Genomic DNA, 13,076 nt, shown 5'->3' with positions numbered 1-13,076 from the left:
GTGCGCACCAGGAGCACACGATGAACGACAAAAATACCTCCAATTCCGGCGCCACAGGCGGCGAATTTCTCAGCTTCACCCTCGGTGAAGAGCACTACGGCGTCGATATTCTGAAAGTGCAAGAAATCCGCGGTTACGATTCGGTCACCCGGGTCCCGGATGCACCAGAGTACATCAAGGGCGTCATCAACCTGCGCGGCACCATCGTCCCGGTGATCGACCTGCGGCTTAAGCTACGACTCAAGGAAGCCCGTTACGACGCCTTCACCGTGATGATCGTGCTTAACGTCAAGGATCGCGTGGTCGGTATCGTCGTGGATAGCGTCTCGGACGTGATTCCACTGAACGAAGAACAGATCCGTCCTACTCCCGAGTTCGGTGCCGCGGTAGACACTCGCTTCATCTCCGGCATCGGTACCCAAGACGACCGTATGCTGATCCTGCTGGACATCGAAACCCTGCTGGACAGTGCCGAATTCGGCCAGCACATGCACATCGAGGAAGCCGCCTGACCCATCGAGCGGCGGTTCCATCCCTGACCTCCCCTACTTCGACCCGCCGCAATGGCGGGTTTTCATTTGAAGTGCGAACTGCATATCACTTGAGTGAATCAAGTTCATAGAACAAATGCCGATAGCTGAAGGGTGGCTGACTCACATTCCCGTCACCTCACCCATCGTCCTCAAGGAGTCGTTCTATGAAATCGAACTTGCCACTGCTATTGGTCCTTCTACTGGCCGCCAGCCCCAGTGCATTCGCCCAATCTCAGCAGATGATCCCGCCGGAAATGGCAACCAAGTTCGTCGGCAAGGACGGCATGGTCTGCGGCAAGGTCGAGAAGGCCAAATATGCGCAGAATTCCGAGGGCGAGCCCACTTTTCTGTACATGGGCGGCATGTTTCCGCGTCACACCTTTTCCGCACGCATCGCCGGTGCCGACCGCAGCAAGTTCGGCTTCCCGCCAGAAAGCCTGGAAGGTAAGGATGTGTGCGTTATTGGCAAGATCGAACGCGACAGCTCGCGCGCGGAAATCCAGGTTAGCGCTCCCTCCAGCCTGAAGTTGGCGACCATCAAATAAGTATTGTGCACCGCCGGGCTGGAGCCTTTGGCCATCCAGCGCGGCGGCGTCGCTGTCTTTACCTTCGCCGTAGCTGTCAATACAAGGAAAACGCGCTAATGCAGTGGATAAAGAATCTCAAGCTGATGCCAAAATTGATGCTGGCCTTCGGCGTCGTACTTGTCCTGATGCTGGTTCAGGGTCTGACAGCCTACAGCGGTTTGAATTCGCTCAATCATGTAACCAGAAATCTTTCCAACACCGTGGTGCCCAGCGTGCGCATCGGCGGCGAAATGCGCGGCATCCTCGGCGATTACCGCAGCGCCGCGTACCAAAGTCTGATCCGCAGCAGCGATGCGGTAAAGAAAGAGTCCCAGGCGCGCAAGATCGCGCTGAAGAAGCAGATGGACGAGATTATCGCCAAGTATCCGAACAAGATTGGCACGACACAGGAAAGAGCGGCCTATGAGCGTCTGGTGACGGACTGGAAAAAAGCGATCGTCTCCTATGGCTCCGTGGACGAAATGTTGCAGCTCGACCTGCGCGACGACGCGATCGACACCTTCACCAGCGAGACCCGCGTTCTGGACAATAAGGTGGTGGATGACCTGATCGCGTTGATCGCCGAGAACGACCGTCAATCCAAGGTCGCGGCCGACAATGCAAGCAGCACCTATGGCAAGGCCTCCGCGACGCTACTGGTGTGCTTGCTGATCGGCATCGGTAGCGCGGTCGCCCTGGCATTCCTGTTCGGAAAGCTGCTGGCCAACAGCGTACGCGGCGCAGTCAAAGTGGCTAACGCCGTCGCCGGGGGCAAGCTGGACGGAGATATCGACGTCAGCAGTCAGGACGAAGTCGGCGAACTGATGCAAGCACTCAAACGCATGCAGCAAGACCTGCGTGAGCGCATCGAGCACGATGCTGCGGCGTCGGCCGAGAACCTGCGTATCCGTACCGCCCTGGACAACTCATCCACCGGCATGTTCATCGCCGACCTGAACTACACCATCGTCTACGCCAACCCGTCGATGCAGAGCATCACCGACAAGTACGCCGATGACATCCGCTCGGTCGCGCCGGCTTTCGATTCCAGCCTGCCGCTGGTTGGCTCCCTGGTTTCGATGATTGAGTATGGCAACCAAATCGATCCCAGAACCGTTGCAGCGATCGAAAACAAAGGCGTGGTCGAGCGCGAAATGGCCTATGGCGATGCACGCATCGCCCAGATCATCACCTCCATCCGCGATGTACATGGCAACCATATCGGCTACGTGTGCGAATCGCGCGATCGCACACTCGAGGCGCAGGTCGAGCGAGAAGTAGCAAAGATCGTGCAGGCTGCCGGCGCCGGCGACCTGTCCGGGCGCGTCGTCATCGACGGAAAGCAGGGCTTCTTCTTGATGCTGGCAGAGCAATTGAATAGTCTGCTGCAGGCCAACGGCGACAGCATCGGCGAGGTGTCCAAACTGCTGACTGCACTATCGCACGGTGACCTGACCATACGCATGCAAGGCGAGTTCCACGGCGTGTTCGCCACGATGCGCGATGACGCCAATGCCACCGCCGAACAGTTGGCGAGCATCATCAGCCGCATCCAGCATGTGGCGAACGCGATCAACGCCGCCGCCGGCGAGATCGCCACCGGCAACAGCGATCTGTCGCGTCGTACCGAGCAACAGGCGTCGAATCTGGAAGAAACCGCCGCCTCGATGGAAGAGCTGACCTCCACCGTCAAGCAGAACGCCGAGCATGCACGTCAGGCCAATCAGTTGGCGGTCGGCGCTGCTTCGGTCGCGTCCCAAGGCGGCGAGGTGGTCGGACAGGTCGTGACCACGATGAGCGGCATTGAGACTTCCTCGAAGAAGATCGCCGACATCATCGGCGTCATCGACAGCATCGCCTTCCAGACCAATATCCTGGCGCTCAACGCCGCAGTGGAAGCAGCCAGAGCCGGCGAACAGGGGCGCGGATTCGCGGTCGTCGCCAGCGAAGTGCGTACGCTTGCACAGCGCTCAGCCAACGCCGCCAAGGAAATCAAGGGCCTGATCGACGCCTCGGTCAGCCAGGTCTCCAATGGTTCGGCGCTGGTGCGTCAAGCCGGGCAAACCATGAACGAGATCGTGTCTTCGGTGCAACGCGTGACCAACATCATGAGCGAGATCGCCTCCGCCTCGCAGGAACAGTCGGCCGGGATCGATCAGGTCAGCCAGACCGTCACCCAGATGGACGAGGCCACCCAGCAGAACGCGGCGCTGGTGGAAGAAGCAACGGCTGCCGCCCGCTCGATGGAAGAACAAGCAGGCCAACTGATCGAATCGGTCTCGATCTTCCGTGTGGCACCATCGGCGCCCGACATGCATCCCTCGTCCTCGCCACCGGTTGCAGGGACGCGTAAAAAAACGCCGTCCCCAAAGAAGCCCCGGGCAACCGCGCCGAGCAAGCCAGCCGAGGTCGTGTACTCTCCGAAATCTGAACCGTCCACACCCGATTCAGACTAGTAAGAACGCTAATAACGGCGGCACCCGTCATCCTCACTCCGATCCCCGGCCTCGTGCCTGGGATCCTTTGCCATATTGCTTCAATGCATTCGCTACGCACGACCGACATGCACCGCATGCGTTGGAATGGACTCACAGGCGAAGCTGGCGAACACTTCTGGCTTCAGGATCACCTCCAAAACACCTCATCTGGGACACAGCGTTCCTCATAATATGGCCCACTAGACTGCAATCGCCTCTGGAAAAGTCGCAGTGGCAGGCGTTCGGATCGATATTTACCGGATGATGGACAACCGACTGCTCGAGAAACGTGTCAATTTTGCCGACTCGTGGCCGATATCTCCGTAGACCGACCACCGCTGAGACCTATGGCCACTCCGATCTCTGCTCCGCCACCCTCCGGTTCCGACAATCGCGACTTCGAGTTCAGTGATCGGGATTTCAAGCGTGTCTGCGACCTGATCTACCAGAAAGCAGGCATTGCCTTGGCTCCAGCCAAGCGCGACATGGTGTATGGCCGGCTTTCGCGACGCCTGCGTACGCTAGGACTGCGCTCGTTCCGCGACTACCTGGACTGGCTCGAGCGCGAAGGCGGCGATGAATGGGAAGCGTTCACCAATGCGCTGACCACCAACCTGACCTCGTTCTTCCGCGAACCGCACCATTTCGAACGGCTGAACGAGGAGCTCAAAAAGCATGCCGCTTCGGCACCGCTGAAGATCTGGTCCTGCGCCGCATCCACCGGCGAAGAGCCCTATTCATTAGCGATCACCGCCTGCGAGGCATTCGGAACGCTGACCCCACCGGTACGGATCCTGGCCACCGATGTGGACACCCAGGTGCTGGCGACCGCCTCGCGCGGCGTCTATGCGCTCGAGCGCATCGCCAGCCTGGACACGGCGATCAAGCGCAAGTATTTCCAACGCGGCAGCGGCGCCAACGAAGGCCAATGTCGGGTGATACCAGCACTGCGCGACCTGCTCGAATTCCGCCAATTGAACCTGCTTGAACCGCGCTACGACGTCGCAGGCCCGTATCTTGCTCTGTTTTGCCGCAACGTGATGATTTACTTCGACAAGCCGACTCAGCGCGGCATCTTGTCGCGGCTGACACCACATCTGGACGGCGAAGGCATGCTCTACACCGGCCATTCGGAGAACTATCTGCATGCGTCAGACCTGATCCAACCCTGCGGTCGCACCCTGTATCGCACCGTCAACAAGGCTCACACATGAGTACCGCCACCGTGTCTATGGACCAGGTGATGCGGTATCACGATACCCGCTTCAAGACGACGGCCGCCAAGCTATTGCCGACGCAATATCTCGTCGTGGACGATGACACTGCGCTGACAACCATCCTGGGATCTTGCGTCGCGGCGTGCATCCGTGACCCGTTGCTCAAGATCGGCGGCATGAACCACTTCATGCTGCCAGACGGCCAGAGCGGCGATGGTGCCCCGGCGCGTTACGGCAGCTACGCTATGGAAATGCTGATCAACGACCTACTCAAGCGCGGCGCCGCCCGCAACCGGCTGGAAGCCAAGGTGTTCGGCGGTGGCAACGTGCTCAAGGGATTCACCAACAATCCGGTCGGTACCCGCAACTCGGATTTCGTGCTGAACTACCTCAAAGCCGAGCACATACCGGTGATCGCCGAGGATCTGCGCGGCATCCATCCGCGCAAGATATGGTTCTTTCCTGCCACCGGTCGCGTTGTCGTACAGCGTCTGCCACACGCACACGAAGAAGCAGAAGTCGCCGCCGCCGAATCGGCCGTGCGTGCCCGTCTCGCCAAAGCTCCTGTCACCGGAGCAGTGGAGTTGTTCGAATGAATTTAGAAGCCCCTTGCCGTGTACTGATCGTCGACGACTCCGCCGTCGTGCGGCAAATCCTCACGGAGATTCTGTCGCGCGCACCTGGCATTGAAGTGGTCGGTTCGGCTGCCGATCCATTGCTGGCACGCGAAAAAATCAAACGTTTGAATCCGGACGTGATCACGCTGGACGTGGAAATGCCACGAATGGATGGGCTGGCATTCCTGGAAAACCTGATGCGGCTGCGGCCCACACCCGTGGTGATGATCTCCTCGCTCACCGAGCGCGGTGCCGACACCACACTGCAGGCGCTTGCCTTGGGCGCGGTGGACTTCGTCTCCAAACCCAAACTCGACGTGGCACGTGGCCTGGAAGAGTATGCCGAGGAGATCATTGGCAAGGTCATAGCCGCGTCCAAAGCCAAGGTACGTGCGCTGGACCGCGCAGACATACTGAAACCAGCCGGCCCCGCGACGGTCGCGCCCACTGCCCTGTCCTCGCTGAAATTCCGGACCACCGACCGATTGATTGCCATCGGCGCATCCGCCGGTGGCACCGAAGCACTGCGCGTGGTCCTGGAAGGCATGCCGGCCGACGCACCCGCCGTGGTGATGACCCAACACCTGCCTGCCGGCTTCAGCACCGCCTTCGCCGATCGCCTCAACCGACATTCGGCCATGGCGGTGCGTGAAGCCAGCGAAGGCGAGGCGATTTTGCCCGGACACGCCTATTTGCCACCCGGCGGCAAGCATCTGCAAGTGATCCGCGATGGTGCACGTTGGCGCTGCAAGATCGACGACGGCCCGCCGGTCAACCGCCACAAACCAGCGGTAGACGTGCTGTTCCAGTCGGTGGCGCGCAATGCTGGCGCCAATGCGATCGGCGCCATCCTGACCGGCATGGGCGACGATGGTGCACGCGGGCTACTCGAGATGCTGCAAGCCGGCGCCAGCACCCTGGTCCAGGACGAGGCAACCAGCGTAGTCTGGGGCATGCCCGGCACTGCCTTCCGACTTGGTGCTGCGCAGGAAGTGCTGCCATTGAACAAAATCGCAGAGCGCTTGATCGCACTGTCCGCACAGGCACGTTAGTACCATGCCGCACCGCCGCGTCACCAAACCGATCACGTCCGCCAGCAGCTCGGATGCGACGATCCAGACGCGTGTGGCGTCCAGCCAAGAGCTGGCACCGTTGCATTCCATGCAGCGCACGGCCGATGGCATCGTGGTCATCGACGCGCAATCGCGCATTGTCGCTTTCAACCACATTGCCGAAACTCTGTGGAACTTGCCTCAGGCGCAGGCGCTGGGCCGCGAAATCGGGGAATTGATCGACGAGGGAATTCGCGCCGATTTTCTTGCCAGTTGCCTACGCGATGGTAACGATTACAGGCTGCTTCTGCAAAGCGGCAAGGACGTGCAGCGTTGGATATCGATCAGCGCTTCGCCTGTGCCGCAGGAAGGTGGACCACTACAGGTACTGCAAGTGCGCGACATCAGCGCCGAGCGCGAGCGCGACACCAAGATGCGCTTGCTGTCACTGGCACTGGAACGTAGCGACAGCGCCATTATGCTGTGCGACAAAGACTTGCACATTCTTTATGTGAATGCCGGTTTCAGCCGCGTATTCGGCTACGACACAAAAGAAATCCTTGGAAAACTTCCCAGCGGAGTACTGCCGGGCCCAGGCAGTGATATGCAGGTGGTGTCGCAGACCCGCGAGCGCATGCGCGCTGGGTTCGGCCACCAGGTCGATTTGTTGGTCTATCGCAAGGACAGCACACCGTTGTGGATCACGATGGTGGCCAACCCGATCACCGAGGAAGACGGCTCTGTCCAGCACTACATGTTGTCCTTCACCGACATCACCCACAGCAAGATGCACGAAGTGCTGCACAAGAACGTGCTCGATGCGATGGTCCGCGAACAGCCACTGGTCGATGTCGCAACGCTGATCTGCCGGGAGTTCGAGCGCATCGCTCCGCAGCTATTGACCTCGATCTTCAGCGTGGACAGCAACAGCAATCTGCATCTACTGGTCGCACCGAGCATGCCCGAGCTATTACGGCAAAAGGTAGGAAACGTACCCATCGGCCCTAATGTCGGCGCTTCCGGCAGCGCGATCTGGCGCGGCAAACAGGTGATGGTCAAGGATGCACAGCGCGATGAGTTGTTCGCAGACTACCGCTCGCTGACAGAGGAATTGCATCTGGGTACCTGCGTAGCCACCCCGATCAAATCCAGCGGCGGGCGCGTGCTCGGTAGCTTTGCGCTGTACTATCGCGAGGTTTGCGAACCACTGCCCTGGCACATGCGCCTGATCGAACTGTGCGTACACCTGTGTGCGTTGGCGATGGAACGCGAACAGACAAAGGAACGCGTGCATCAGTTGGCTTTCTACGACGCGCTGACCAATCTGCCGAACCGGGTGATGTTCAGCGCACGCGCCGAACAGGCGCTGGCCGATGCCGAATACCATGGCTCCCCGGTCGCGATCCTGTTCGTGGATATCGACCGGTTCAAACGCGTCAACGAGACCCAGGGACATCACGCCGGCGACGGATTGCTGCGCGATATCGCGCAACGGCTGACCGAGGAAATGGGAGTGACCGACCTGCTCAGTCGTCAGTCCGGCGACGAATTCGTGATGATGTTGCCGCAATGCGGAGCTGAACAGGCCGCCGGCACCGCCGAACGCCTACTGCTGGCACTGGCCGAGCCGGTGGTGGTCGGCCATGTCACCCTGCATCCGAGTGCAAGCATCGGCGTGGCGATGTTTCCCGAGGACGGCGACGACATCGAAACACTGTTGCGCCACGCCGATCTAGCCATGTACCGAGCCAAGGACGAAGGCGGCGGCAGCTTCCGCTATTTCAGCTCCGACATGAACCGCATGGCGCAAGAACGCGTGGCGTTGGAGACCGCGCTGCGCGACGCCTTGCATCAGAACGAACTGCAACTGCATTACCAACCGCAGGTATTCAGCCAAGCACCGCATGCGCTGTATGGGGTGGAAGCACTGTTGCGCTGGGAACATCCCAATCTCGGCAATATCTCGCCGGCACGGTTCGTGCCGATGGCAGAGGAATGCGGGCTGATCGAGGAACTCGGCCAATGGGCGTTGCGCGAAGCCTGCCGTCAGATGGCCGACTGGCGTCTGCGCGGGATTCCAGTGCCGCGCGTGGCGGTGAACCTATCCGCCAATAATTTCGCCGAACCGCAATTACCCGCGCGAGTAGAGCAGATGCTGAGCGCCTATGGCCTGGTCGCCGACGATCTGGCCTTGGAAATGACCGAAAGCGTCATGCTGTCCAACACCGCCGCGGTACTGGACAATCTGCGGCAATTGCAAAGCAGCGGCGTATTACTATCGCTGGACGATTTCGGCACGGGTTATTCCAGCCTCAGCCATCTGCACCAATTGCCGATTAACGAACTCAAGCTGGATATGAGCTTCGTCCGCGACTTGGAGCACAGCCCGACCTCCCGTGCCCTGACCACCTCGGTGTTGCGCATCGGCGAAACCTTGGGCATGCACACCGTGGCCGAGGGCGTGGAGACCGACGCGCAGCGCAGCCTGCTGGCGGAACTGGGCTGTGGCGTGCTGCAAGGCTTCCTATTCTCGCGTGCGCTGCCCGCAAGCGCACTGGAACAGTGGTTACAGGCTCAACCTCGCACACCGACGCAATAAGCGCAGTAGCGTCGAACTTCGCCATGAGTCTGGCGGGGTGCACGACAAGGCGTCACGCCTCGATAGCCGAACGCACCAGTCACGCACTTATCCGTATTCCGGCTTACGAAAGAGCCGCCATGATGGCGCATGTGCCCCCAGCCCAAGAACGCCCTCCCCCCCGCGGGGGGCGTTCTTCACTTTGGTCGCTATTAGGGCTCACCTACTCCAACTTGGCGCGCTCTAAGATTTCCTAGACGAGACCGGGCGCCATCGATGGGGTGTGCACCACTTTGGTGTAAAGTGGTGCATTATCTAGTCCGAAGTGTTTAGGTCATGCCTGCGACGAAAGACATTGCAAGCTCACAGCCCGAGCGTGATCGGGCTTCGAGGGCGTCCGTGACATTCCCGCCCGAACTCTACGAAAAGCTTGAGGCCATCGCCCGGAGCAAGAAGGTGTCCGTAGCATGGGTCGTTCGCGATGCAGCAGAGAAGTACGTCGCTGAACAATGGCCTCTTCTGGAGAGGCAGCAATGAACACCGTGCTTGTCGTGAGGCCAGTCAAGCGGCAGGCCACGGCAGCCTTCACATCAATCTCATCGAGTACTAGGACCAACTCGCGGGGCACTGCGCGATGGAACCTTCACGAACATGAAAGGGGTGGATCTTGTCGATTGTCCTGAACGCATTTCCGCTGAAAGTCCCCGAGCTGGAGCTTGAAGTCCTCCAGATTCAGTACGACAAGGAAACCTTGGATGACCTTCGCGACCGTTATAGAGCGACGCACGCTTTCCGCCGGCAGGGCGACAACATTCTGATCTTCTCCGGGGACGGCACGTTCCCAGCATCTGGCACGCCGCAGACGATCGCGCTCAAGGACAACTTCGGTATCTTCTGCTCGCTGGTCAAGGACGGACTGATCCGGCATCTCGCCGGACTGGGCCGCAACCCGTCCGGCTTTAATTCCATCGAGTTGGTAAGCGCCAAGCCGGAGGACAATCTTCTAGTCACCATTCTTGGAGATGCGTACCCATTCAAGGTCTGCGCCAAATACTCAATTGACACCCGTACCGTGCAGGGCAATCCGTGCCTTGTTATTGATTGCACAACGCGCCGCGTAATCAAAGAGAACGGCCTGTTCTTCTTGAATGCTGGGTTTGATCTCATGAGCCGCTACGTTGTCACAGAGCAGGACGACGGATACAGAAAGCTTCTGGGGTCGGTGAGCAGCTGCAAGGGTGAAACGCTATATATCAAGCGGCCTGACGGCCAGTTTGTTCAGGCCGAGGCGAAGGACGTGTACCTGGAGGCTAGCCGGACGAATTTCGACGACTACATTCTGCATACACATGGAGCACAGAAAGATGCCATCGTCGATCGTATTCGGCAATCCGTTTCGATATTCAATGGAGGCGAGAACAAGAAGGCGCGCATCGACACGCTCAAGAAGTACATCCAGTCGAAGACCATCCCGCTGATCGACGGAACACGCATTGAGATCGAGGACTCACCTAACATCCAAAAGAACTGCGGGCAGATGCAGAAACCAGTGTTCGTCTTCAACGACAACGGCGAGGCGGATTGGGCTGAGAAGGGTCTGACACAGAGTGGCCCCTATACGAAGCGCACATTCGATAGGAATGACCCGTCGATTTGCGTGATCTGCGGCCAACACGACAAGGGACGCGTCGAGCAGTTCGTTCGCAAGCTCCTGAAAGGCATCTCAAACAGCAAATATTTCAGCAGTGGCCTTGAAGGCAAGTTCACGCTTGGAACCAGTCGCGTTGAAGTATTCGCGACAGTCACCGATAGCGTGGATGAATACAAGAACGCCATCGAAGCCGCGATCCGGAAGAAAGCGGATGATGGCGGACGCTGGGACTTGGCCCTCGTGCAGGTACGGCAGTCCTTCAAGAAGCTCAAAGTTACAGACAATCCGTACTATCTCGGCAAGAGCCTTTTCTTCCTGCATCAGGTTCCGGTGCAGGATTTCACGATAGAGCTTCTTGCGCAGCCCGACTATTCGCTTGGGTACTCGCTCAACAATATGGCGCTGGCCTGCTACGCGAAGATGGGTGGTGTCCCTTGGCTTCTCAAAGCCTCACCGACTCTCTCGCATGAACTCGTGATTGGCATCGGTAGCGCGAATATCGGGCAAGAGCGCGGCGCCGATCATCAGCGGATTATTGGCATCACCACGGTCTTCTCCGGAGATGGCAGTTATATCGTCTCGAATACCTCGAAGGCGGTCGTGCCGGAAGCCTACTGCGAAGCGTTGACCGCCGTGCTCGGGGAGACGATAGAGAAGATTCAGAAGCGGATGAACTGGCAGAAGGGCGACACGATCCGCCTGATCTTTCATGCTCAGGTCAAGAAATTCAACAAGGAAGAGGTCGAAGCCGTTCGCGCCGTGATCGACAACTACCGTGAATATCAGATCGAGTACGCCTTCCTGAAAGTCTCGGAGGATCATGGCTTGCACATGTTCGACTCCGCGACGGCTGGTGTGCAAAAGGGTCGGCTGGCTCCGCCGCGCGGGAAGACATTCAAGCTTTCCAGGCACGAAATGCTTGTCTACCTGATCGGTCAGCGCGAACTGCGTCAAGACACAGATGGACATCCGCGCGGCGTGATCCTCGATGTTCACAAGGACTCGACCTTTAAGGACATCACGTATCTGAGCGCCCAGCTCTATAGCTTCGCATCGCACTCCTGGCGCAGCTACTTTCCCAATCCGATGCCGGTGACTATCAGCTATTCCGACTTGATCGCCCGGAATCTCGGATGGCTGAACCAGCTTCCGGGCTGGAACGACTCGGTGATGATCGGGAAGATCGGGCAATCCCAATGGTTCCTATAGAGAAGGAAAACGCGTACCAGTTGCGCGAGTATTTGCACCGCAAGGTGAGCGGGAGCGCGCACGCCGACCCTTTCAAATCCTCCTTTCTGTGTTTTCTGGGTTTGTCGAAGGATGGTTTTCCGTCCTTCGATTTTGTGACGCTATCCTTGTATCAGCGGTGCGCGATTGCGGGCCTCGGCGTTCTACAAGAAGCCGTTTCGAATCTGGATGTCTCTCGCCTGCTCGGCCAGGCCGCCAAGATCGACGCCACGCCACGCCCGTGGGTTTCCGACATGTTCGGCGTCATGGCGGTGAAATGGCTGGCCGGGCAGATGAACGACGAGCGCATCGCACGCGAATTCGAGAGCTGGATTTCAGGGTTTCTGGCCCAGCAGGTCAGCGGCGACCATCTCAATCTCTTCGAGAAAGATATCGCTGCGTATGTATGCAGCGGCGACTCCGCCGTCTATGCCAGCGCTTGCGTTCCTCTCTTTCTTCACTATCGGGCCATACGACGAATCGACGATCACAAGACTCGCTTGTCCCTATTTAGCCGTTTCATGGCCGAGTTTCGGGCGCAGGCACAAGAAGATGCTTCGACGGCGCTGTTAAGCCTGATGGTTTACGTCTTCGACCAGGTCAATCAGGACGTGGCCGTGGTGCCGCCGAAAGGCTGGAGCCTCGACGACCTCCTAGGATTTCTGGAGCATATCTCCGTCGGTCTCAAACGATGGACGTGGGAGGACGTGGGGCGCACGAAAGGCGCAGAACCCGTCAAGTGGCAGGTAGAAAACGAATACCACGTTCAGAACCTTCTCTACGTCCTACTCGCGCCGATCTTCAACGATATAGCGGACGAAGTGAATCTCCAACCCGTCGGACAAAAGAATCCGCGTATCGATCTCTATCTGCCGTCACTCCATGTAATTATCGAAGTCAAGTACCGGAAAGACGTGAAGAAGTCCTTCCCGACACTCATTGGCGAGATCGCCGAAGATGCGTCTCTCTATCGTGCCGACGCAAAATACAAGGATGCTCGGATCGTTATCTTTCTGTGGGACTGTACACGTGCGACGCAGGAGCATGCCAAATTCAAGGAAGGCGTCTCTAAAATCGATGGAATTGATGGGTGCGTGGTAACTAGCGCGCCCTCCACAATGAGTTAGGCGCCCCGACGTCGCAGTACGCTAGCGGCGA

At 58.8% G+C, this 13,076-nt stretch carries 10 protein-coding genes; all 10 read left to right on the top strand.

The window, feature by feature from the left end:
* The first annotated feature begins 20 nt into the window (after positions 1–20).
* The 10 genes from XalbCFBP2523_RS00815 to XalbCFBP2523_RS00770 all read left to right on the top strand — a co-directional run bounded on the left by XalbCFBP2523_RS00815 (position 21) and on the right by XalbCFBP2523_RS00770 (position 13,045).
* Positions 21–512, top strand: coding sequence for a chemotaxis protein CheW (locus XalbCFBP2523_RS00815; RefSeq protein WP_012915870.1), 492 nt, complete (start codon positions 21–23; stop codon positions 510–512).
* A gap of 185 nt (positions 513–697) precedes the next feature.
* Positions 698–1,078 carry a hypothetical protein gene (locus XalbCFBP2523_RS00810; protein ID WP_012915869.1) on the top strand — a complete coding sequence of 127 codons (381 nt, stop codon included), beginning with the start codon at positions 698–700 and terminating at the stop codon, positions 1,076–1,078.
* A gap of 98 nt (positions 1,079–1,176) precedes the next feature.
* Positions 1,177–3,555 carry a methyl-accepting chemotaxis protein gene (locus XalbCFBP2523_RS00805; RefSeq protein ID WP_045765668.1) on the top strand — a complete coding sequence of 793 codons (2,379 nt, stop codon included), beginning with the start codon at positions 1,177–1,179 and terminating at the stop codon, positions 3,553–3,555.
* Between the two features lie 368 nt (positions 3,556–3,923).
* Positions 3,924–4,790, top strand: coding sequence for a CheR family methyltransferase (locus tag XalbCFBP2523_RS00800; protein WP_012915867.1), 867 nt, complete (start codon positions 3,924–3,926; stop codon positions 4,788–4,790).
* The gene (gene cheD, locus XalbCFBP2523_RS00795) at positions 4,787–5,389 is read left to right on the top strand and encodes a chemoreceptor glutamine deamidase CheD (protein ID WP_012915866.1); all 603 of its coding nucleotides are present in this window, start codon (positions 4,787–4,789) and stop codon (positions 5,387–5,389) included. Before XalbCFBP2523_RS00800 ends, cheD begins: the two co-directional genes overlap by 4 nt.
* Positions 5,386–6,462 (top strand): protein-glutamate methylesterase/protein-glutamine glutaminase, encoded by a 1,077-nt coding sequence (locus XalbCFBP2523_RS00790; protein WP_012915865.1) that lies wholly within the window; start codon positions 5,386–5,388, stop codon positions 6,460–6,462. The genes cheD and XalbCFBP2523_RS00790 overlap by 4 nt, the downstream gene beginning before the upstream one ends.
* Before the next feature lie 4 nt (positions 6,463–6,466).
* Positions 6,467–9,061 (top strand): EAL domain-containing protein, encoded by a 2,595-nt coding sequence (locus XalbCFBP2523_RS00785; protein ID WP_080928077.1) that lies wholly within the window; start codon positions 6,467–6,469, stop codon positions 9,059–9,061.
* Positions 9,062–9,376: 315 nt separating this feature from the next.
* Positions 9,377–9,577, top strand: a complete 201-nt coding sequence (locus XalbCFBP2523_RS00780; RefSeq protein ID WP_045765667.1) for a ribbon-helix-helix domain-containing protein — start codon at positions 9,377–9,379, stop codon at positions 9,575–9,577.
* Between the two features lie 130 nt (positions 9,578–9,707).
* On the top strand, positions 9,708–11,900 hold the full coding sequence (locus tag XalbCFBP2523_RS00775; protein WP_045765666.1) for an argonaute/piwi family protein: 2,193 nt from the start codon (positions 9,708–9,710) through the stop codon (positions 11,898–11,900).
* Entirely contained in the window at positions 11,825–13,045 is a 1,221-nt protein-coding gene (locus XalbCFBP2523_RS00770) for a PD-(D/E)XK nuclease domain-containing protein (RefSeq protein WP_211286551.1), read from the top strand. Before XalbCFBP2523_RS00775 ends, XalbCFBP2523_RS00770 begins: the two co-directional genes overlap by 76 nt.
* The last annotated feature ends 31 nt before the right edge of the window (positions 13,046–13,076 follow it).

The organism is Xanthomonas albilineans (assembly GCF_002939705.1).
Lineage (GTDB): Bacteria > Pseudomonadota > Gammaproteobacteria > Xanthomonadales > Xanthomonadaceae > Xanthomonas_A > Xanthomonas_A albilineans.
This window is presented reverse-complemented; position numbering and strand designations above follow the sequence as displayed.